General features: G+C 37.4%; 22 protein-coding genes. 11 read left to right on the forward strand and 11 right to left on the reverse strand.

Annotated elements, in window-relative coordinates; all coding sequences use genetic code 11:
• Positions 1 to 30 precede the first annotated feature (30 nt).
• Together dapB and FIT79_RS04725 are read right to left on the reverse strand one after the other, a co-directional pair.
• Positions 31 to 843 carry a 4-hydroxy-tetrahydrodipicolinate reductase gene (gene dapB, locus FIT79_RS04720; protein ID WP_139875807.1) on the reverse strand — a complete coding sequence of 271 codons (813 nt, stop codon included), beginning with the start codon at positions 841 to 843 and terminating at the stop codon, positions 31 to 33.
• A 4-nt stretch (positions 844 to 847) separates the two neighbouring features.
• Complete coding sequence (locus FIT79_RS04725) at positions 848 to 1,582, reverse strand: outer membrane protein assembly factor BamE (protein WP_223260786.1); 735 nt, start codon at positions 1,580 to 1,582, stop codon at positions 848 to 850.
• A gap of 69 nt (positions 1,583 to 1,651) precedes the next feature.
• Between FIT79_RS04725 and fur the strand changes: the two genes are divergently transcribed.
• Positions 1,652 to 2,080, forward strand: a complete 429-nt coding sequence (gene fur, locus FIT79_RS04730) for a ferric iron uptake transcriptional regulator (protein ID WP_028818274.1) — start codon at positions 1,652 to 1,654, stop codon at positions 2,078 to 2,080.
• Here fur and recN read toward each other — a convergent pair.
• Both recN and FIT79_RS04740 read right to left on the reverse strand, forming a co-directional pair.
• Positions 2,077 to 3,735, reverse strand: a complete 1,659-nt coding sequence (recN, locus tag FIT79_RS04735; RefSeq protein WP_139875808.1) for a DNA repair protein RecN — start codon at positions 3,733 to 3,735, stop codon at positions 2,077 to 2,079. The genes fur and recN overlap by 4 nt on opposite strands.
• 9 nt (positions 3,736 to 3,744) lie before the next feature.
• Positions 3,745 to 4,614 carry an NAD(+)/NADH kinase gene (locus tag FIT79_RS04740; protein WP_139871856.1) on the reverse strand — a complete coding sequence of 290 codons (870 nt, stop codon included), beginning with the start codon at positions 4,612 to 4,614 and terminating at the stop codon, positions 3,745 to 3,747.
• A gap of 180 nt (positions 4,615 to 4,794) precedes the next feature.
• Here FIT79_RS04740 and hrcA point away from each other — a divergent pair, with 180 nt between their 5' ends.
• From hrcA to waaF, 6 genes are read left to right on the forward strand one after another with little or no spacing between them, the layout of a single operon-like run.
• Positions 4,795 to 5,814 carry a heat-inducible transcriptional repressor HrcA gene (hrcA, locus tag FIT79_RS04745; protein WP_189644881.1) on the forward strand — a complete coding sequence of 340 codons (1,020 nt, stop codon included), beginning with the start codon at positions 4,795 to 4,797 and terminating at the stop codon, positions 5,812 to 5,814.
• A gap of 1 nt (position 5,815) precedes the next feature.
• Positions 5,816 to 6,925 carry a ferrochelatase gene (gene hemH / locus FIT79_RS04750; protein WP_139875810.1) on the forward strand — a complete coding sequence of 370 codons (1,110 nt, stop codon included), beginning with the start codon at positions 5,816 to 5,818 and terminating at the stop codon, positions 6,923 to 6,925.
• A 21-nt stretch (positions 6,926 to 6,946) separates the two neighbouring features.
• The gene (gene rfaD / locus FIT79_RS04755) at positions 6,947 to 7,930 is read left to right on the forward strand and encodes an ADP-glyceromanno-heptose 6-epimerase (RefSeq protein WP_139875811.1); all 984 of its coding nucleotides are present in this window, start codon (positions 6,947 to 6,949) and stop codon (positions 7,928 to 7,930) included.
• Positions 7,927 to 8,499: a D-sedoheptulose 7-phosphate isomerase gene (locus FIT79_RS04760; RefSeq protein ID WP_049814351.1), complete on the forward strand. Its 573-nt coding sequence runs from the start codon at positions 7,927 to 7,929 to the stop codon at positions 8,497 to 8,499. The genes rfaD and FIT79_RS04760 overlap by 4 nt, the downstream gene beginning before the upstream one ends.
• Before the next feature lie 3 nt (positions 8,500 to 8,502).
• The gene (gene rfaE2 / locus FIT79_RS04765) at positions 8,503 to 9,951 is read left to right on the forward strand and encodes a D-glycero-beta-D-manno-heptose 1-phosphate adenylyltransferase (protein ID WP_139875812.1); all 1,449 of its coding nucleotides are present in this window, start codon (positions 8,503 to 8,505) and stop codon (positions 9,949 to 9,951) included.
• Between the two features lie 4 nt (positions 9,952 to 9,955).
• Positions 9,956 to 10,948, forward strand: coding sequence for a lipopolysaccharide heptosyltransferase II (gene waaF / locus FIT79_RS04770; RefSeq protein WP_139875813.1), 993 nt, complete (start codon positions 9,956 to 9,958; stop codon positions 10,946 to 10,948).
• On the opposite strand, the gene FIT79_RS04775 is transcribed toward waaF, so the two are convergent.
• The 3 genes from FIT79_RS04775 to edd are packed head-to-tail and all read right to left on the reverse strand — an operon-like array spanning position 10,945 to position 14,076.
• Positions 10,945 to 11,604, reverse strand: coding sequence for an HAD family hydrolase (locus FIT79_RS04775; protein WP_317615454.1), 660 nt, complete (start codon positions 11,602 to 11,604; stop codon positions 10,945 to 10,947). The genes waaF and FIT79_RS04775 overlap by 4 nt on opposite strands.
• A gap of 15 nt (positions 11,605 to 11,619) precedes the next feature.
• Positions 11,620 to 12,246 (reverse strand): bifunctional 4-hydroxy-2-oxoglutarate aldolase/2-dehydro-3-deoxy-phosphogluconate aldolase, encoded by a 627-nt coding sequence (locus FIT79_RS04780; protein ID WP_139875814.1) that lies wholly within the window; start codon positions 12,244 to 12,246, stop codon positions 11,620 to 11,622.
• A gap of 15 nt (positions 12,247 to 12,261) precedes the next feature.
• Entirely contained in the window at positions 12,262 to 14,076 is a 1,815-nt protein-coding gene (edd, locus tag FIT79_RS04785) for a phosphogluconate dehydratase (RefSeq protein ID WP_139875815.1), read from the reverse strand.
• A gap of 145 nt (positions 14,077 to 14,221) precedes the next feature.
• Here edd and waaC point away from each other — a divergent pair, with 145 nt between their 5' ends.
• The 4 genes from waaC (at position 14,222) to dnaJ (ending at position 18,976) form a co-directional block, all read left to right on the forward strand.
• Complete coding sequence (gene waaC / locus FIT79_RS04790) at positions 14,222 to 15,181, forward strand: lipopolysaccharide heptosyltransferase I (protein WP_139875816.1); 960 nt, start codon at positions 14,222 to 14,224, stop codon at positions 15,179 to 15,181.
• An 82-nt stretch (positions 15,182 to 15,263) separates the two neighbouring features.
• Complete coding sequence (grpE, locus tag FIT79_RS04795; protein ID WP_139868137.1) at positions 15,264 to 15,794, forward strand: nucleotide exchange factor GrpE; 531 nt, start codon at positions 15,264 to 15,266, stop codon at positions 15,792 to 15,794.
• 70 nt (positions 15,795 to 15,864) lie between these two features.
• On the forward strand, positions 15,865 to 17,793 hold the full coding sequence (gene dnaK, locus FIT79_RS04800; protein ID WP_139870545.1) for a molecular chaperone DnaK: 1,929 nt from the start codon (positions 15,865 to 15,867) through the stop codon (positions 17,791 to 17,793).
• Between the two features lie 61 nt (positions 17,794 to 17,854).
• Positions 17,855 to 18,976, forward strand: coding sequence for a molecular chaperone DnaJ (gene dnaJ, locus FIT79_RS04805; protein WP_139875817.1), 1,122 nt, complete (start codon positions 17,855 to 17,857; stop codon positions 18,974 to 18,976).
• Here dnaJ and gloA read toward each other — a convergent pair whose 3' ends face one another.
• The 4 genes from gloA to rsmD are packed head-to-tail and all read right to left on the reverse strand — an operon-like array spanning position 18,977 to position 20,667.
• Positions 18,977 to 19,366 carry a lactoylglutathione lyase gene (gene gloA / locus FIT79_RS04810; RefSeq protein ID WP_139875818.1) on the reverse strand — a complete coding sequence of 130 codons (390 nt, stop codon included), beginning with the start codon at positions 19,364 to 19,366 and terminating at the stop codon, positions 18,977 to 18,979. It abuts the gene before it with no gap.
• A 2-nt stretch (positions 19,367 to 19,368) separates the two neighbouring features.
• Entirely contained in the window at positions 19,369 to 19,626 is a 258-nt protein-coding gene (locus FIT79_RS04815) for a YfhL family 4Fe-4S dicluster ferredoxin (protein WP_139875819.1), read from the reverse strand.
• 2 nt (positions 19,627 to 19,628) lie between these two features.
• Entirely contained in the window at positions 19,629 to 20,120 is a 492-nt protein-coding gene (gene coaD, locus FIT79_RS04820; protein ID WP_049814349.1) for a pantetheine-phosphate adenylyltransferase, read from the reverse strand.
• The gene (gene rsmD, locus FIT79_RS04825; protein ID WP_139868145.1) at positions 20,107 to 20,667 is read right to left on the reverse strand and encodes a 16S rRNA (guanine(966)-N(2))-methyltransferase RsmD; all 561 of its coding nucleotides are present in this window, start codon (positions 20,665 to 20,667) and stop codon (positions 20,107 to 20,109) included. The genes coaD and rsmD overlap by 14 nt, the downstream gene beginning before the upstream one ends.

Below are 20,667 nucleotides of genomic sequence, written 5' to 3' on the forward strand. Positions count from 1 at the left end.
AATTCAACGCACTAAACCTTGATAAATGGTTTAATTGTCAGAAAGTCCCAAGACCTTCTGCATATCAAAAAGACCTGATTTTTGGTGTGATAAAAATTTAGCTGCCTTTAATGCGCCCTTAGCAAAAGTGGCTCGGCTTGAAGCTTTATGAGTCAATTCAACTCGCTCACCGGTGCCTGCATATAAAACTGTATGGTCGCCTACAATATCGCCACCGCGAATTGTTGAAAAGCCAATTGTGGTTTGTTTACGCTCGCCAGTATTGCCAAAACGTTCATACTGCGCTTCTTTTTTAAGGTCCCTGCCGCTAGCTTTTGCAACAGCTTCACCGAGCCTTAAAGCCGTACCTGATGGAGCGTCAATCTTATGTCGGTGATGCGCTTCAATAATTTCAATATCAAAATCGTCTTTGAGTAATTGCGTTGCTTTTTCAACAAGCGAAATCAGTAAATTAACCCCTACACTCATATTGGGCGCAAAAACAATAGGTATCGTTTTTGAAGCATCGACAATCAATTTTTTTTCTTGATCTGAAAATCCTGTTGTACCAATGACATATTTCACTTGATGCGCTTCGCATAATTTCAAATACTCAAGGCTTGCTTCGGGTCTTGTGAAATCGATAAGAACATCAGCAGATGAAATTACTTTTGTGATGTCATAGTCAATTTTAATGCCTGTTGAAATGCCGATAGCCTCGCCTGCATCACGTCCTAATTTATCACTCGACTTATGATCAATAGCCGCTACAAGAGCTAAGTCTTTATCATTAGTAATTTCTTGAATAAGACTCTGGCCCATGCGGCCTGAGGCACCCACGATAAGAATATTTATTTTACTCATACAATTAGAATCCTATTTTTTCTAGCATCAAATCAAAATAATTTGGATCAGTCTCAGCTGGCAATGGCTTCGTATTTTCAGCCTTTGCAGCCTCTGGTTTTGCAACTGCAGGCTCTTTTTTAATGTCTGCTGGAGCGACTTCCGTGACAGGTTTTTTCATCTCTGGCTCTGGAACTTTAACTGGCTCTGGTATATCTTTTTTAGGAGTCACAATTCTTCTGTCTTCAACAGGCACGTCTTTCTTAGGCGGCATAACTTTTTCAATGGGCTTGTCATCATCTTCCCAAAACTTTAATCGATCGAGCATGCTCTTTTCTTTTTGCGCTGGATTTTGATTAGGCTCATTATTCTTAATAGGCACTATCTCCTGTCGATCTTCATTTTTATTTGCATTTACATTAGCAGGAATCACATCGCCTTTTACTTTAGCCAACAAATCTTTTTCAAACATCAAAATAACTCTTCTTTTCTCGATGATTGCACCGTCTTTTTCCATTTGGTAAAAATAATCCCATTGATCTTTATGGAAGCTGTCTGTAATAAGGGGTGTTCCCATCACAAATCGCACTTGGGTTTTTGTCATGCCAGGCTTTAATTGCATCATCATTTTTGAAGTCACTAAATTACCCTGTTGAATAGGCATTTTGTAAGGCTTGATAGAGGGTAATGAAGGAGAGCAAGCGGTGACTAAAAGACTTAAAACGAGAAGAAATATACGCATTTTTATAACTTTAAACATAATGCGTATTAATATAACATGCTAGACAGTATTCAAAATGCTTCCTAAAGCAAATTTTAAGGTGTTTCAATGGGACAAGATCATAAAGATTTAAAAAAATCAGGGCTTAAAGCAACGCTTCCCAGACTTAAAATCTTAAGTCTTTTTGAGCACAGCGATGCGAAACATCTTTCCGCCGAAGACGTGTATAAACTTTTAATTAAATCTGGTGAAGACGTCGGTCTTGCAACGATTTATCGTGTGCTGACTCAATTTGAACAGGCTGGTCTTTTAATTCGTCACCATTTTGAAAGTGATAAAGCTGTTTTTGAATTAAGCGACTCACAACACCATGATCATCTAGTATGCATGCAATGTGGTCATGTAGAAGAATTTTGTGATGATGAGATTGAAAAGAGACAGAAAATGATTGCAACGAAAAAAGGATTTACTATCCAAGAACATTCGCTCTATATTTATGCTGAATGTAATAGAAACCCCTGCCCTAATAAAGTCTAAACTTGCAACATTTCCTTCGCGTGCGCCCTTGTCGTATCCGTGATCGATACACCACCTAACATACGCGCAATTTCATCGATGCGCATCTTGTCATCCATCAAATGAATGTGGCTGAGTGTCTGATTATTTTCCTGAGTCTTAGACACTTTGTAATGATGAATAGCTAATGATGCTACTTGCGCCAAATGCGTGATCACTAAAACTTGTCTTTGATCGTGATGTCCTAGTTCTTTTAAAAGCTTACCTACAATTTCCGCTACACTTCCTCCAATACCTACATCTACTTCATCAAAAATCATACAGGGCACATTCGCTTTAGAAATGGATGCAACACGAATCGCGAGGCTTAGACGGGAAAGCTCGCCGCCTGATGCGGCTTTATGAATAGGTCTCGGTTCTGCACCCAAATGAGATGCTACCAAAAATTCAATTTGTTCTAATCCATGCGCTGTTGGGTCTTGAGGTGTGAGCTTAACTTCAAAACTTCCATGGCTAAAAGATAACTTTTGCATAGCCGCAGTAATATTCTGACTTAATATTTCTGATGCAGTCTTTCGCGCCTTACTTAATAATTGCGCACTGATATTAAAAGCTTCGAGGGCTAATTTTTCTTTGGCATCAATACCGTCATCTGATTCAAAAGACTCGAGTTCGTCCATGCGAGCTTGCCAAGCGAGTAAGGTTGACTCAAAATCTTCAGGCTTAATACGATGCTTCCTGCCAAAATTATGAATCGCTTGAATCCGCGCTTCAATATCTTTAAGCCTTTCTGGATCTAAATCGACTTTTTGTAAATATCTATTGAGTGAACGAAGCAATTCTTCTATTTGAATATTAATAGAATCGATGAGATCCGAAGATTCTTTTAATTTCTCATCAATACTAAGCGCATGAGAAATTTTCTGCTGGACTAAATGAAGCCTGCCAGAAATCGCCGTTTCATCTTTTTCTAAAAGCTCAATACAAAGATTAACATCCTCAATGAGCTCATTACCATGAGACATCATGGCATGATCTTGTTGCAGAGTTTCCCAGTCACTCAACGTGAATGAAAATTGTTTTAATTCTCGTAATTTATCTCTTAACTCTGCAAGTTCGTCGCTATAGATTAGCGCGTTTTTTTCATACTCAATTTTTTGCACATGAAGCTTGTGCCATGATTGATAAAGTTGATAAGTTGTGGCTGCAAGATCTGAGTGACCACCAAAGTTATCTAAAATTTGTCTCTGTGCACTTAATTTTAAAAGTGAGTGGTGAGAGTTTTGACTGTAAATATCAACGAGGGACTCGCCTAATTCTTTTAATTGCTGGAGCGTGGCTACCTTGCCATTAATAAAAGCTCTTGATTTGCCATCAGCATGAATGACTCTTCTTAAAATAAGTTCAGCGTCATCAGATTCCAATTCATTTTCTTTTAACCAGTCGATCACTTCTTGATTGTGCTTAATATCAAAGATAGCACTGATATCAGCTTTATCTTGATGAAGCCTGACTACTCCGCCTTCGTTTCTTTGACCCAAAGCTAAAGACAAAGCATCAATAAGAATGGACTTTCCAGCACCCGTTTCGCCAGTTAATGCTGAAAAACCAGATTTAAAATCTAAGCTCATTTTATCGACAATGACAAAATCAAGGATAGAGAGATTAAGTAACATAGTGCTTTATTAACCCCAGTTTAATTTTTTTCTAAGCATCTCAAAATAACAGTAGTCTTTTGGATGAAGAAACGTGATCATTTTTTCTGCGCGAATAATTTCGACACGATCATGAATCTCAAGCGGTACTTTAAGCTGTCCATCAATACTTAAATAAGATTCATCCATACTCACCACATGAATTTCAATAGCACTTTTACTACTCACTGCAATTGGGCGATTACTTAATGTATGCGGGCTAATCGGTACGATAGAAATTGCCTCTAATTCCGGATGGAGAATGGGCCCGCCAGCTGAAAGTGCGTAAGCAGTTGTGCCTGTTGGTGTTGTCACAACAAGCCCGTCTGATCTTTGCTTGTGGACAAAACTGCCATTGATAGAAACTTCTAATTCAATTAAGCGAGATCCACTTCTTACTACAACATCATTAAGTGCTAATGATTCATGGATACATTTTGAGCCTCTAAAAATTTTAGACTGCAGCAACATTCTTTTGTCTTTATAAGAAGAACCTTGAAAGATTTCATCGATAGATTCAAACATGTTGCTTGTATTCAGATCTGCCAAAAACCCAAAACGGCCTTGGTTAATGCCTATTAATGGAATGTCGAAATTCACAAGTGATCTTGCAACTCCCAACATCGTCCCATCCCCACCCACAACGATGGCGAGATCAGCTTTTTCACCAATCTCTTCTAGATTAATAGCTTTAAAAGCTTGAAATTTTCCGGACTGATGTGTTTTAGCCTCAATAAAAATATTGATATGCTTATTCGTCAAATATTGAGCGAGCTCTAAAAGCTGCGATTCAATGTCAGAAGATTCACTTCCGCTCGCATATTTTCCGATAATTGCGACTGATTTATAGAGACTTTCCATAATTGAATTAAAGCATACTTAGGATGAAAGAATATATAGCAATTTAATAAAGAAAAATTAGTATATTAAGCATTCATTTTCAAAAGTATCGCATGCTAGAATGGCTTATTACACTATGAAAATTAGGCTTTACTGACTATTTTAAAGCATAACGATTTATATGAATAACCCTATTTGATGATGCTAGATAAGCGCGCCCAAATTCTTCTAAAAACCCTCATTGAGCAACACATTTATGATGGACAGCCCGTGGGATCTAGAACCCTTTCTCAATCGTCCGGCCTTGACTTAAGTCCAGCCTCCATTCGAAATACTATGAAAGATCTAGAGGATCTTGGTTTTATCACAAGCCCCCATACTTCAGCAGGAAGAATTCCTACGCAATTAGGTTATAGGCTCTTTGTAGATTCTCTTCTAACTGTAAAACCTTTGGATGACAAAATCATTAGCTCATTAAAAGATCAAATGAATATTGGTGACAATAAAAAAATTATTAATAATGCTGCGGATATTTTATCAACACTGACACATTTTGCTGGTGTAGTTCTTATTCCTAAGGCTAAGAAAACAACTTTTAAACATTTAGAATTTATAGGCTTATCTGAGAAAAAAATTCTTGTCATTATTGTGACAAATGACGGCAATGTTCAAAACAGAATTGTCATGACGGAAAAGCACTACTCTCATGATGACTTAGTTGAGGCTGCAAATTATTTTAATCACAACTTTAGTGGCAACACTTTTGCTAAAGTTAAAGATACACTCGTGGATGAATTATCTAAAATGCATGCTGATATGATTAAACTTATGACGGCAGCTATTGAAGTCGGTAATGATGTCATTTCGCCAGAGAGCGGATCGATTGTGATCACAGGACAAAATAATCTTATCCAATCTGAAGAGCTCGTAAAAAATATATCCAGCTTAAGAAAAATTTTTGAGATATTTGAAAAGCGAACAGCCCTTATGAAACTTCTTGATCAAAGTCAGCTTGGAGAAGGCATTCAAATTTTTATTGGAAATGAATCAGGCTATTCGTCTCTAGATGAATGTAGTCTCGTTACATCTCCTTATGAAACAGATGGTGAAATTGTAGGCACCCTTGGTGTGATTGGCCCTACAAGAATGGCTTACGAAAGAGTCATTCCCATTGTCGATATCACAGCGAAACTTCTTTCTAACGCATTGAGTCATCACTAAAATGAATTACTTCACAAAAGAACCGCAATACCAACATGGTGATCCACCTAAAATAGGCGTGATCCTCGCAAACCTAGGAACGCCTGATTCCCTCAGTACGCATGCTGTAAGAAAATATTTACAACAATTTCTCATGGATCGAAGAGTGGTCGAAGTGCCTCGATTTATTTGGTGTTGGATACTTCATTTCATTATCTTAGTATTTAGGCCAGGCAGTTCAGCAAAGAAATATGCAAAAGTTTGGACTAAAAAAGGCTCTCCACTTTTAGTCAATGCTACAAATCAAACAAAAGCATTAACTGCAAAAATTAAAAAGTCAGTATCTCAGCCTATTGAAATTGAATTAGGAATGTCTTATGGCAATCCTTCAATGAAAAATGCGGTCCTCAAATTAAAAGAAAAGAATTGCACTAAAATTCTCTTGCTTCCGCTCTATCCTCAATATGCTGCTTCATCAAGTGCGTCAGCAATGGATGCGCTATGGCGTGTGCTTCTTAAAACAAGAAATGTGCCAGGAGTAAGAACCGTTAGGAATTACCACGATCATCCTCTTTATATTAACGCGCTTAAATTATCCGTTCTGCAATTCTGGAAAAAAAATGGAAAGCCCACAAAGTTAGTCATGAGCTTTCATGGCATTCCAAAAAAATCACTGATGCAAGGCGATCCTTATCATTGTGAATGCTATAAAACTGCCCGCTTACTTGCTGAGGCTTTAAAATTAAAGGAAAGCGAATATATAGTCTCTTTCCAGTCCCGCTTTGGCAGGGCTGAATGGCTAAAACCTTATTACGCTGAAATGATGGCTGATCTCGGAAAAAAGAAAGAAAAGAATGTTCATGTGATTTGTCCAGGCTTCTCCAGCGACTGCTTAGAAACCTTAGAAGAAATTAATATTGAGGGTAGACATATTTTCTTAAGCAATGGCGGTAAAAACTTTAGTTATATCCCTGCTCTCAATGACAATCCAGATTGGATTGATGCGATGCAAGGTATAATTTTAGAAAATTTACAAGGCTGGATTGATAAAAACTGGACAGCTAAAAAAGAAGCTAACAATTCAGCAATCACAAAAAAAAGAGTTGCGCTTTTAGAAAAGAAACAGTCTTAATTATTTAAAGACAATCTCATTATGATAATACTTACGGGTGGTGCTGGCATGATTGGAAGTGTCATTGCTTGGCATCTAAATAGCATTCTCGACAGAAAAGATATCATCGTCGTTGATGATATTCAGCATCAAGATCAATGGAACAATTTAAGTAAGCGAACATATATTGATTACCTTGATAAAGACGATCTATTTCCTTGGCTTGAAAAAAAACAAGAAATTGAAGCTATTATTCATATGGGGGCTATCAGCGCTACAACTGAAACAGATTTTAATAAGCTTTTAAACCAGAATATTCGTTACAGTCAAAATCTATGGCGCTATGCAAGCGATCATAACGTGCCTTTTCTTTATGCAAGCTCAGCAGCTACTTATGGCGGAGGAGAATTTGGCTATGATGACAATGAAGCCGAGCTCAGAAAACTAAGGCCTCTAAATGCTTATGGGTATTCAAAACAATTTTTCGATCAATGGGCAGTGCAACAAGTCCTCGCAAAAGAAAAAACACCTCCTCAATGGTGTGGATTTAAATTCTTTAATGTCTATGGTCCAAACGAGTATCATAAAGATAGAATGGCAAGCGTTGTATTTCATGCATTTAATCAACTTAAAACAGAAGGTGAAATTAGACTCTTCAAGAGCGATCGTCCCGACTATAAAGATGGTATGCAATTAAGAGATTTTGTATACGTAAAAGATGCTGCAGCAGTTGTTTTACATTTTTTAAGTCACAAAAAACATTCAGGTATCTATAATGTGGGCACAGGAAAAGCTTCAAGCTTTAAAGCACTTGCTGAATCGCTTGTGAAAAGTGTTAAGGGCGATTTAAATACAATTAAATATATTGATATGCCAAATGATCTTAAGGGAAAATACCAGTACTTTACTGAAGCTAATATAAAAAAACTAAATGATGCTGGATACACAAAGCCTTTTCTTAGCATTGAAGAAGGCGTTGAGGATTACGCAATAAATTATTTAACTAAAAGTGATACTTACGCATGAGTAATGAAAATCTAAAGAAAATTGAATCTATTTTTAAGAAGCATCAAGACACGATTCAAAAATTAACTTCGCTTATTCCACAGATCAATGAAGTTGCAAGTCTTATTAAAAAAACAGTTCACTCAGGCGGTAAAGTGCTGATCTTTGGAAATGGCGGCAGCGCGTCTGATAGCCAACATATTGCAGCAGAAATTGTAGGTAGATTTGTTAAAGAGCGTAAAGGACTGCCTGCTATTGCATTAACGACAGACACTTCAATTATTACCGCTGTCGCAAATGACTATGGCTATGAGCATATTTTTTCAAGGCAAATCGAAGCGCTATGTTTGAAAAATGATGTAGTGATCGGTATTTCCACATCAGGCAATAGTAAAAATGTCATTAAAGGGCTAGAAAAAGCAAATACATTAGGTGCTATTACAATTGGCTTAACGGGCGGCGATGGTGGTCTCATTAAAAAAATATCAACACACGCTATCGTTGTAGACTCAAACGAAACAGCAAGAATTCAAGAGGCACACATTCTCATTGGACATACGCTCTGCGAACTCATAGATGAAGGTCAATAGCTTATGAGTGAAATTGACATTATTAAAAATAAATTTAATGCACAAAAAAAGTGGGCTTTAGTTGTGGGTGATTTAATGTTAGATCGCTATTTAATAGGTAGCGTCTCAAGAATCTCGCCCGAAGCGCCTGTTCCAGTTGTCAGATTAAAAGAGTCATTTGATCGTATTGGCGGATCAGGCAATGTAGCAGCTAATTTAGCTCAGCTTGGTATCAAAACAACTTTAGCTGGTCAAATTGGTGATGATGTAGATGGTAAAAAGTTACTTGATATTCTCAAGAAAAATCATATTGGTGTAGATGGTATTGTCAAAGACAAAAATCCAACAACCACAAAAACACGGATTATTGGCGAACACCAACAAATGATGCGAATTGATCAAGAAGCCACAGCAGATTTGATTGATTCTAAACCGCTCATTAAAAGAATATCAACGCTTCTTAATAAAAAACCTTCTATTGTTATATTGTCTGACTATGCAAAAGGAGTTTTAAGCGAAGCGCTATGCCAACATGTTATTAAACTTGCAAAATCTAAAAAAATACCAGTACTTGTTGACCCTAAAGGTATTAATTACAGTAAATATAAAAATGCAACTGCGATAACTCCAAACAAAAAAGAAGCTATCGAAGCTTGCCATATTCATGTCACAAAAAATACGAACTTTTTAACACCTCTACTAAAATTAAAAAAATCTCTTAATTTGCAATTCATTGCCATGACAAAGGGAGAAGATGGTATCGATTTAATACAAAAAAATACTATTAAAAACTTGCCTGCCGTCAATCAACAACAGGTATTTGATGTCTCAGGGGCCGGCGATACTGTTATTGCAACTCTTGCAGCATGCATGATTGCAAAGATGCCTATTGAGACTTGCCTAAATATTGCAAATGTAGCTGCAGGTATAGTAATTGGAAAATTAGGGACGATACCTATCACGCTTCAAAACCTTATAGAAACTCTAAGCTCTAAGCATTCCGAACAAGAGAAAAAAATTCACTCCCTCTCGGGTCTCATGGAACAAGTTCTTATTTGGAAAAAACAAAAAAAGAAAATTGTATTTACAAATGGCTGTTTTGATATTCTTCACGCAGGGCATGTGACCTATCTAGAAAAAGCTAAAAAACTAGGCGACGTCCTTATCTTAGCTCTTAACAGCGACTCGTCAGTCACAAAGCTAAAAGGCAAATCAAGACCTGTCATTCACCAAGAAGATCGAGCAAGAGTTCTTTCGGCACTTTCTTCTGTGGATAGTATTATCATTTTTAGCGAAACAACACCGCTTCATTTAATAAAAAAGATTCAGCCTGATATTTTAGTTAAAGGTAGCGATTATAAAAAAAATCAAGTTGTAGGCCACCAAGAACTAAAAAAATGGCATGGAAAAGTTGAATTAGTTTCTGTTGTACCAGGTAGAAGCACGAGTGCGATCCTCAAAAAAATCTCTTAAGATTTTGAACCCAAAAAAAATTCTCATTATTGGACCATCATGGCTTGGTGATATGGTTATCGCACAAAAGCTATTTAAGGTCATTAAAGATATTTATCCTGATAGTGAGCTTCATGTAGCCTCTCCCGCTTGGACGATTCCCTTGGTGACTAGAATGCCTGAGGTTGACCAATCTATTTCATTGCCTTTTTCTCACGGTGAGCTAAATATATTAAAACGCTATCAGATTGCTAAAGTTTTGAAGCTGGAAGGTTATTCACAGGCTATTGTCTTAACGAATTCATTTAAGTCAGCTCTGATACCATTTTTTGCAGGCATTTCAAAGCGAACTGGTTTTTTAGGAGAAATGCGTTTTGCTTTAATTAACGATCGCATTAAAAAAGATCCTTCACTGTATAGAACGGTTGACCAATTTTTAGCACTTGCACCAAAATCAAAAGGCACTAAGGTGAGTTTATCGACATACCTTATCTCGAAGCCTAGTCAGGGTAAAAAACTTTTGCCAGGTAAATTAAGCGGATCTGATAAAGTTCTTGGTATTGCTCCTGGTGCTGAATACGGTGAGTCTAAAAGATGGCCTATTGAGTATTTTGCTGATATAGCAAATGAGGCTATACAAAAAGGATGGGTAGTTATTTCATTAGGCTCTACTCACGATCAAGATTTAGGAAAAACTTTAGATCGACTCACAAAAAACAAAGTGATTAATCTGATCGGCAAAACTAAACTTGAAGAAGTGATTGATGTAATGAGTTTATGCCAAACGTTCTTAAGTAATGATTCCGGACTTATGCATGTGGCGGCAAGTTTAAATATTAAACAAGTCGCTATTTTTGGCTCTTCTGACCCTAAAAAAACTCCGCCATTGAGTAGGCATGCAAAATTAGCTTATCTCAATCTCTCATGCAGCCCTTGCTTTGAAAGAATTTGCCCGCTTCAACATGCCAATTGCCTAAAAAATATTAAGCCTAGTGAGATTATAAAAAAACTTATTTAACGGTTTAGATCGTCTAGCTTTTGATAGACTTCAATTTTATTTTCTTCGCAAAAATGTTTCCACTCGAAGAAATTTGTCCAGTCACTTAAAAAAATAAAATCTAAATTATTCTTCTTTGCAACTTGATAGTCATATTTTGAATCGCCAATAAATAAAGCAGGCGCTTGTCCTGTAGATTTTTTTAATTCGCGCGCCACAATTTCTTCTTTAGAATCAGGGCTTCCAAAAATACCAACGTCAAAATATTTTAATAATGATTTTCTAGAAAAAAGCCGAATAATTTCTTCTTGATCGCCACCGGAAACAATCATCCAGTGAGCCTGTTTTGTTTTTTCTCTAAGATTTTCTAGGCCTTCAGCGATATCACAATTTTCAAGAAGTCTCTCAACTTCAATGTTTAATTGTCTTAGCAAATGATTCATGGCTGACTCATCTGCTGGCTTTTTAAGTATGGTCTCTAAAAAATAAGCAAATTTAATGTTTCTAGATATGCCTGTATATTCGATGTGATGGTTAACTAGCCTCATAGCATCTTCTTCGGATGCTCCGAATTCTAATGCAGTTAACCGATATGCTTCTATTTTTAAAAAGTTTGAATTTAGAACAACCCCATCACAATCAAATAGGATTGTTTTATATTGGGAAATAGGCAGCATTATTTTTGAATAATGCTAAAGACGTTGAATCGCACTGGCTTCTTTTGCTAGTTTTGTAATTTCTACCCAATTTTTATTTGCGACAAGATCTTTTGGGGTTAGCCAAGTTCCCCCGCAGACAGGAACATTAGGCAGACTCAAAAAATCTGAAGCTGACTGAACAGTTACGCCACCTGTTGGACAAAACTTAACGTCAGAAAATGGGCCTGCAAATCCTTTTAGAAGATTAATACCGCCTACTGCAACTGCAGGGAAAAGTTTTAAGAAATAATAACCATCATTATTAGCCATCATAACTTCACTTCCTGTCGATACCCCTGGCAATAAAGGTAGTCCAATGTCCAAACAATGCTTTCCTATTTCACTTGTATAGCCAGGACTCACTGCAAATTGACAACCAATTGACTTTACGGCTGAGGCATCTTCTTTAGTTCTTATTGTTCCAGCTCCAACGATAGCCTCCGGCAGATGCTTAATAATTCTATCCATAGCCTCCATAGCGCATGCAGTTCTTAAAGTGACTTCTAAAACTTTAATGCCGCCTTCGAGAAGAGCTTCTGCCATAGGCACGGCATCTTCAACTTTATCAATCACAATCACTGGTATCACTGGTCCATAATTTACTAGATCTAATGTTTTCATATTGTCCTTATATTATCAAAGCCATGTGACTGCGCCTTCTTCGGCAGATAGCACATTTTTTCTCATGCCCGCGAATAACTCGCGGCCAATATCATGAGCATTATCATTTCTATGTTTGTCTGAGAGTACTTCATATTCTCTTTCATGCCATGTATCTTCATCAACTAAAACATTGAGAGTCCCTACCAACGCATTCAATCGGATCGTATCCCCGTTGCGGATTTTTCCAATAGGTCCATTTGCTGAAGCCTCTGGACTTAAATGAATTGCGGCTGGAATTTTACCTGAAGCGCCACTCATTCTTCCGTCCGTAACTATTGCCACTTTAAACCCTTTATTTTGAAGCACAGCTAGAGGTGGTGTAAGTTTATGTAATTCTGGCATTCCATTTGCTTTAGGTCCTTGGAATCTAACGACTGCAACAAAATCTTTTTCAAGCTCTCCTCTATCGAACGCGCTTAAAAGCTCTTCTTGTGTATCAAAAATAATTGCAGGACCTTCGATAATGTAACGATCTTCTGGTACAGCAGATATTTTAATGACTGATCGTCCGAGATTACCATTTAGCAATTTAAGTCCACCCGATTCACTGAATGGGTGATCTGCAGTTCTGACAATAGTGTCATCACCACTTTTTTTAGGGAGGTCAGTCCAAATAATTTTGCCGTTTTCTTTACTAGGTTTTTTTGTATATTCTTTTAAGCCGCTTTCACTGATAGTCATTACATCCGGATACATGCATCCAGTCTCAATGAGCTCACGAATCACAAATGCAGGCCCACCTGCGGTTTGAAATTCATTGACATCAGCTTTGCCGTTTGGATAAATACTTGCTAATAATGGCGTTGACTTCGCAAGATCATGAAAATCTGTCCAGTCAATAATAATGCCTGCAGCTCTTGCAATCGCAACCCAGTGAATAAGATGGTTTGTTGATCCGCCAGTTGCTAGCAAGGCCGCCATCGCATTGACTATCACTCGCTCATCTACTAATTTACCAATAGGTTTGTTATGTTTATTTTTAATAATATTCAGGAGAGATCGCACCGACTCTCGCGTAATTTCTTCTCTAATATCTTCCCGTGGATGAATAAATGCAGCGCCCGGAATATGAAGGCCCATAGCCTCCATTAACATTTGATTGCTATTTGCAGTTCCATAAAATGTGCACGTACCTTCACCATGATAAGCAGCAGACTCAGAAGCCAGCAATTCTTCACGGCCCACTAATCCTTGTGCATATTTTTCACGTACTTTAGATTTTGAAGTATTGTCGAGGCCAGTAGACATTGGTCCTGCGGGCACAAAAATTGTAGGTAAATGTCCAAAATGCAAAGCGCCGATTAATAAACCAGGGACAATTTTGTCGCAAATACCCAGCATTAGAGCGCCATCATACACATCATGTGATAAGGCAATTGCTGAAGACATCGCAATAGTATCTCGAGAAAATAAACTTAATTCCATGCCTGGTTCGCCTTGTGTAATTCCATCACACATGGCAGGGACACCACCTGCTACTTGAGCAGTAGCATCTAGCTTATTCGCTTCATCGCGAATAATTGAAGGATAATTTTCATAAGGCTTGTGCGCTGAAAGCATGTCGTTATAAGCCGTCACAATCGCAATATTAGGTTTCTTCTCACTAACAATTCTTAATTTGTCATTTTTAGGAAGAGCGGCGATTGCATGTGCCACGTTAGCGCAACCTAAGCGATCTGCTCCTCGCTGCCTTTGAAGCATGGCATCTACGCGCGCCAAATAAGCAAGGCGTGTTGGTCTACTTTTTTCTTTAATTCTCTCGGTAATTTCGACTATGGAATTTTTCATTTAATAGATTCGTTTGGTTGAATGAATAAAAATTTCTCTCTATGACAGATTATCCTAGAAACACTCAGTAAGCGTCAAACGATTAAATATGAATTAATTATATAAATGATTTATAGGCATTGATTTATATGAGAAAATTCTTTATATGGTTCGCATACTTATCATTAAAACATCCTCACTAGGCGATATTGTTCACTGTTTACCAGTCATTAATGATATTAAATATTTTGTTCCTGAGAGCTCGATTGATTGGCTGGTAGAGGAATCCTTCGCAGATGTGCCGAGACTTCATCCAGGAGTTGACTCTGTTATTACGATCTCTTTAAGAACGTGGAAAAAAAATCTTAGAAAAAAGTCAACTTGGATTGGACTGTATAAATCTATTAAGGCTATCCGAGAAAATCATTACGACATTATTATTGATTTTCAGGGTCTTTTAAAAAGTGCTTTTTTTACTCTCTTTACACGTGGGGATATTCATGGCTTTGATAAAACCTCTATCCGAGAAGGAGCCGCCTCTTACTTTTATAAATACACGCATACTGTATCAAAGCAAATTCATGCAGTTGTTCGCAATCGAGAATTAGCCTCTAAATGTTTTCAATATGAATTGTTAGATCAGTCAGCTCATTTTGGATTAGAGATTCATAATATCAACAACTTCAATCTTTCTGAGCGCTATGTCGTTCTGATTCATGGATCTAGCAAAAAATCAAAGCAATGGCCTAAGGAACATTGGCTCAAAGTTATTCAATTTTTCAATGTGCTAGGTTTAAGGGTCCTTTTGCCATGGGGTAATCTTGAGGAATATCATTTTTCTAAAGCTCTCCGCAAAGCCTCAAATAATTCTTTAGTGCTGCCTAAAATGAATATCAGTGATCTCGCTAATGTTATTTCAGGAGCTAAATGCATCATAGGCGTTGATTCTGGACTCACCCATCTTGGCAATGCCTTGGGCATTCCAACGATTGGCCTTTATATGGATAGCAACCCTTACCTCACTGGCGTTTATCCTAACATTAAGGTGCCATCAGTTAACCTAGGTGAGATAGGTGTGACGCCCACCCCCGAATCCACGATTTCTCAAATTGAAGCAATTATTTAACTCTACCCCCTTGAAATTTACTACTTCACCCCCAAATTTGTTTTAACCCGCAGTATTTTCAAAAGATTTAAAAGGTAAAAATATGAACGCAGAAGATAAAAATAATACTCCCATAGATGAGTCAGAAAATCATTCAGATCAATCAACTACAGATAGTCCAGAAGATAAACTAAAGCTCCTTGAAGAAAAATTAGCTGAAGCTGAAGCGCAGGTTCTTTATGTTAAAGCTGAGGGCGAGAATATAAGAAAACGTTCTATTGAAGATATCGATAAAGCTAGAAAATTTGCACTAGAAAGATTTAGCGGCGAATTACTTTCTGTGAAAGACAGCCTTGATGCTGCCCTTACTGTTGAAAATGCGAATCTCGAGAGCTATAAAAACGGGGTTGAGCTTACACAAAAACAATTAATCAATGTATTTGAAAAATTTGGTATCAATGAGATTAAAGCATTAGGTGAAAAATTTGATCCTAATCAACATCAGGCGATCAGTATGGTGGAATCAGAAGAAGAGCCAAATAAAATTTTAACAGTGCTTCAAAAAGGTTATCTATTGAACGAAAGAGTCATAAGACCAGCTTTGGTAACCGTCTCAAAAACTAAAAGTACATAAGCTCTTGAAATATTCAAGATCATCCCAATTATAGATCTATCAAATTAAACAGATTTTTTAAGGAAAAAAAATGGCTAAAATTATCGGTATTGACTTAGGAACAACAAACTCCTGTGTGGCTGTCATGGAAGGCGGGAAGCCTAAGGTGATTGAAAATGCGGAAGGTGCTAGAACTACTCCTTCAATTATTGCCTATCAAGATGATGGCGAAATCCTAGTTGGCGCGCCAGCAAAAAGACAGGCAGTCACGAATCCAAAAAATACGTTGTTTGCCGTAAAACGATTAATTGGTCGCCGTTTTGAAGAAAAAGAAGTACAAAAAGATATTGGCTTAATGCCATATGAAATTTCAAAAGCTGACAATGGTGACGCCTGGGTAACAGTGCGTGATCAAAAAATGGCCCCACCCCAAATCTCAGCTGAAGTCTTAAGAAAAATGAAAAAAACGGCTGAAGACTATTTGGGTGAAGAAGTCACAGAAGCTGTAATTACAGTTCCTGCTTACTTTAATGATAGTCAACGCCAAGCAACTAAAGATGCCGGCCGAATTGCAGGTCTTGAAGTTAAACGTATTATCAATGAGCCTACCGCAGCTGCACTTGCTTTTGGTTTGGATAAACAAGAAGGTGATCGAAAGATTGCAGTATATGACCTAGGTGGCGGGACGTTTGACGTATCCATAATTGAAATTTCTACTGTGGATGGCGAACATCAATTTGAAGTGCTTTCAACCAATGGGGATACATTTCTTGGTGGCGAAGACTTTGATAATCGCTTAATTGATTTCTTGGCAGATGAATTTAAAAAAGAAAATGGGCTCGATTTAAGAAATGACTTGCTTGCTAAACAACGCCTTAAAGAAGCAGCTGAAAAAGCAAAGATTGAACTTTCAAGTAGCCAACAAACTGAAGTTAATCTTCCTTATATTACTGCTGATGCGAGCGGCCCAAAACATCTTGTCGTTAAAATCACGCGCGCAAAGTTTGAGTCTCTTGTAGATGATCTTATCGAAAGAACAATTGAGCCTTGCAAAGTTGCAATGAAGGATGCAGGCGTTTCTGGAAGTGACATCACAGATATCATTTTAGTGGGTGGGCAAAGTCGTATGCCTAAAGTCCAAGAAAAAGTAAAAGACATCTTTGGTAAAGAGCCAAGAAAAGATGTCAATCCTGATGAAGCCGTAGCTGTGGGCGCTGCAATTCAAGGAGGTGTTCTTCAAGGTGATGTAAAAGATGTGTTGCTTCTTGATGTTACCCCATTGAGTTTAGGCATTGAAACACTAGGAAGTGTAATGACTAAACTTATTAAGAAAAATACTACCATTCCTACAAAGGCATCTCAGGTATTCTCAACAGCGGAAGATAATCAAAATGCTGTGACGATTCATGTGCTTCAAGGTGAGCGAGAGGTTGCTTCAGGCAATAAGAGCTTGGGTCAATTTAATTTGACTGACATACCTCCTGCACAAAGGGGTTCACCGCAAATTGAAGTAACATTCGACATCGATGCTAATGGTATCTTGCATGTATCAGCTAAAGATAAAGCTACTGGCAAAGAAAATAAAATTACGATTAAAGCAAATAGCGGGCTTAGCGAAGAAGAAATTAAAAAAATGGAAGATGATGCCGTTAAGTATGCAGATGAAGACCGCAAAATTAGAGAGCTTGTAGATGTTAAAAACTCTGCAGATGGCATGATTCATTCAGTAAAAAAATCTATCACCGACCATGGAGATAAATTAGATGCTGCAGAAAAAGAAAAAATTGAAACTGCTATAAAATCTCTAGAAGAATCTTTGAAATCTGACAATAAAGAAGAGATTGAAGCTAAAACAAAAGAGCTTATGGAATCATCGCAAAAACTAGGTGAGAAAATATATGCCGAACAACAAGCACAACAACCTAACTCTAATTCAGCACCTCAGGAAGAAAAAACGGTGGATGCTGAAGTTGTTGATGCTGAATTTGAAGAAGTAAAACAAGACAAACAAGACAAATAACCTTTAACCACTAAAACAACATCAGAAATTCTGATGTTGTTTTATTATTTGAAAAAATACCATGGCAACTAAAAAAGATTATTACGAGATTCTTGGTGTATCTCGTGACGCTTCAGAAGATGAAATAAAAAAAGCTTATCGTAAGCTTGCAATGAAATTTCATCCTGATCGAAATCCTGATAATCCAAAAGCTGAAGAAAATTTTAAAGAAGCTAAGGAAGCATACGAAATACTGTCGGACTCACAAAAAAGAACAAGTTACGATCAATATGGTCATGCAGGTGTAGATCCCAGCATGGGTGGCCCTGGATCTGGAGGATTTTCAGATTTTAATGACGCCTTTGGTGATATCTTTGGTGATATTTTTGGCGGTGGTCGTGGCGGTCAAAAATCTAATGTATATCGAGGGGCTGATCTTCGTTACAACATGGAAATCAGTTTAGAAGATGCGGCAAAGGGAACGGAAACAAAAATACGCATCCCTGTCATGACTTCTTGTGAGCCATGTAAAGGGAGTGGCGCTAAACCGGGCACACAACCCGTCTCTTGTGATACATGTCATGGCCATGGCCAAGTCCGAATGCAACAAGGGTTTTTCTCTGTACAACAAACATGTCCTAAGTGTCATGGCACTGGAAAAATTATCAAAGAACCCTGTTCAACTTGTCATGGAGCTAGTCGTGTCAAACAAACTAAAACACTATCCGTCAAAATTCCTTCAGGCATAGATGAAGGCGATCGTATTCGATTGTCAGGTGAAGGTGAATCCGGCATAAATGGTGGTCCACCAGGAGATCTTTACGTTGTAGCTCATCTTAAAAAACATGATTTATTTGAACGTGATGGTGGAAATTTGCATTGCGAAATGCCAATCAGCTTTTCTACTGCAGCTCTTGGTGGCGAAATTGAAGTACCCACTTTAGACGGACATGCAAAAATGAAAATCCCTGCTGAAACACAAACTGGGGCTGTATTCAGATTAAAAGGTAAGGGCATTAAACCATTAAGACAAAATTCACCTGGTGATCTTCATTGTCATGTTTCTATAGAAACACCCGTTAAGCTGACAGACAGACAAAAAGAATTGTTAAAAGAGCTTGAAGAAATCAATCAATTAGATCGAGGCAAGCACAGCCCAAAATCAAAGGGTTGGCTTGATAAAATGAAAGGCTTATTTGATTAATTAAAAAGTACCTGCTTGAATTAACTCAATTTTATAGCCATCTGGATCTTCAATAAAAGCAATTACCGTTGTCCCATGTTGCATCGCACCAGCTTCACGAACAACTTTTCCACCTTTACTTTTAATTAGCTCGCAAGTTTTATATGCGTCTTCAACTTCAATTGCAATATGCCCAAAAGCGTTACCTTTATCATATGATGTAACACCCCAATTATAAGTAAGCTCAATCACAGCATGGTCTTTTTCATCTCCAAAACCCACAAAGGCTAATGTAAATTTTCCCTCTGGATACTCATGAAGTCTTAAGAGTTTCATGCCTAAAATATTAATATAAAAAGTGAGTGATTTTTCCAAATCACTCACACGAATCATGGTATGAAGGACACGCATATCTAATTCACTTTGTCTTTCTTCAGTTGATGATATTTGAGCATAAGATCTTCTTTAGACTCTGTGTATTCAGGATGGAGAGGAATACAATCTACCGGGCATACTTCTTGGCATTGAGGCTTATCAAAATGTCCAACACATTCCGTACATAACTGTGGATTAATTTCGTAAATGTTAACCCCCTGATAAATTGCATTATTTGGACATTCAGGCTCACATACATCACAGTTAATACATTCGTCCGTAATCATTAATGCCATGATTAACGTCCAGTTTTTTTCATAGCATCCTTGACGATTGGAGATACAAATTGCTCTATATTCCCACCTAAGGTAGCGACTTCTCTAACTAAGCTCGAAGATACAAAAGTAAATTGCTCAGAAGGTGTTAAAAAAAGCGTTTCAACATTTGGATATAATTTACGATTCATGCCTGCTAATTGAAACTCGTATTCAAAATCAGAAACAGCTCTGAGCCCCCTAATAACAACTTGAGCATTTTGTGCTTCAACAAAGTCCATTAAAAGTCCATTAAAACCAATAACTTCAATTTCTTTGTACTCTTTAAATACAGCCTTCACTAAGCCTACTCTTTCCTCAAAAGAGAAAAAGCATTGTTTACTTGAATTGGAAGCGACAGCCACAATAACTTTATCGAAAATTCTTGTGGCACGATGAGCAATATTTTCGTGACCTAATGTAATAGGGTCAAACGTTCCTGGATAGATAGCAATAGCTAGGTTAGATTGAGTCATTATTTTTTAATGTAACTAGATGGTAAAAGACATTGCCTGCTTTTCTTTTTTTTATAATTTTAAATAAACTATATTCATTTAAGCTCACTTCTGATTCAAAGTATATTAGCCCATCCGCCGTTAAATGGTTAGCTAATTGAGGAAATAATTTACCTTCCCAGCCCTCATTAAAAGGTGGATCGCAGAAAATAATATCGAACTTAGTATTATTCTTCTCAAGAAACATGAGCGCATCCGTGAGCAGAAGAGACGCTCGGTCAGCTTGTAGAAGTTTTTTATTTTCTTGAATTGTTTTAAAAACCTGAGGGGATTTCTCAACCATAACTACATTAAGAGCGCCTCTGGAAAGAGATTCAAAGCCGATGACACCGGAGCCCGAAAAGAGATCTAAACAAACTTTACCGGTTAAATCCTGTTCTAACCAATTAAATAGAGTTTCTCTAACTCTGCCTGGGGTAGGCCGCAGTCCTGGAGAATCAATAAAAGAAATATTTTTTCTTTTCCACTCTCCGCCAATAATTTTGACTTGATTTTTTACTGTCTTCAA

It is taken from the genome of Candidatus Methylopumilus universalis, from assembly GCF_006365315.1.
Lineage (GTDB): Bacteria > Pseudomonadota > Gammaproteobacteria > Burkholderiales > Methylophilaceae > Methylopumilus > Methylopumilus universalis.

Bases quoted from the DNA above. Each gene is read 5' to 3' on its own strand.
- dapB (WP_139875807.1), bottom strand. From the start codon at position 843: ATGAGTAAAATAAATATTCTTATCGTGGGTGCCTCAGGCCGCATGGGC.
- FIT79_RS04725 (WP_223260786.1), bottom strand. From the start codon at position 1,582: ATGTTTAAAGTTATAAAAATGCGTATATTTCTTCTCGTTTTAAGTCTT.
- fur (WP_028818274.1), top strand. From the start codon at position 1,652: ATGGGACAAGATCATAAAGATTTAAAAAAATCAGGGCTTAAAGCAACG.
- recN (WP_139875808.1), bottom strand. From the start codon at position 3,735: ATGTTACTTAATCTCTCTATCCTTGATTTTGTCATTGTCGATAAAATG.
- FIT79_RS04740 (WP_139871856.1), bottom strand. From the start codon at position 4,614: ATGGAAAGTCTCTATAAATCAGTCGCAATTATCGGAAAATATGCGAGC.
- hrcA (WP_189644881.1), top strand. From the start codon at position 4,795: ATGCTAGATAAGCGCGCCCAAATTCTTCTAAAAACCCTCATTGAGCAA.
- hemH (WP_139875810.1), top strand. From the start codon at position 5,816: ATGAATTACTTCACAAAAGAACCGCAATACCAACATGGTGATCCACCT.
- rfaD (WP_139875811.1), top strand. From the start codon at position 6,947: ATGATAATACTTACGGGTGGTGCTGGCATGATTGGAAGTGTCATTGCT.
- FIT79_RS04760 (WP_049814351.1), top strand. From the start codon at position 7,927: ATGAGTAATGAAAATCTAAAGAAAATTGAATCTATTTTTAAGAAGCAT.
- rfaE2 (WP_139875812.1), top strand. From the start codon at position 8,503: ATGAGTGAAATTGACATTATTAAAAATAAATTTAATGCACAAAAAAAG.
- FIT79_RS04775 (WP_317615454.1), bottom strand. From the start codon at position 11,604: ATGCTGCCTATTTCCCAATATAAAACAATCCTATTTGATTGTGATGGG.
- FIT79_RS04780 (WP_139875814.1), bottom strand. From the start codon at position 12,246: ATGAAAACATTAGATCTAGTAAATTATGGACCAGTGATACCAGTGATT.
- edd (WP_139875815.1), bottom strand. From the start codon at position 14,076: ATGAAAAATTCCATAGTCGAAATTACCGAGAGAATTAAAGAAAAAAGT.
- waaC (WP_139875816.1), top strand. From the start codon at position 14,222: ATGGTTCGCATACTTATCATTAAAACATCCTCACTAGGCGATATTGTT.
- grpE (WP_139868137.1), top strand. From the start codon at position 15,264: ATGAACGCAGAAGATAAAAATAATACTCCCATAGATGAGTCAGAAAAT.
- dnaK (WP_139870545.1), top strand. From the start codon at position 15,865: ATGGCTAAAATTATCGGTATTGACTTAGGAACAACAAACTCCTGTGTG.
- dnaJ (WP_139875817.1), top strand. From the start codon at position 17,855: ATGGCAACTAAAAAAGATTATTACGAGATTCTTGGTGTATCTCGTGAC.
- gloA (WP_139875818.1), bottom strand. From the start codon at position 19,366: ATGCGTGTCCTTCATACCATGATTCGTGTGAGTGATTTGGAAAAATCA.
- FIT79_RS04815 (WP_139875819.1), bottom strand. From the start codon at position 19,626: ATGGCATTAATGATTACGGACGAATGTATTAACTGTGATGTATGTGAG.
- coaD (WP_049814349.1), bottom strand. From the start codon at position 20,120: ATGACTCAATCTAACCTAGCTATTGCTATCTATCCAGGAACGTTTGAC.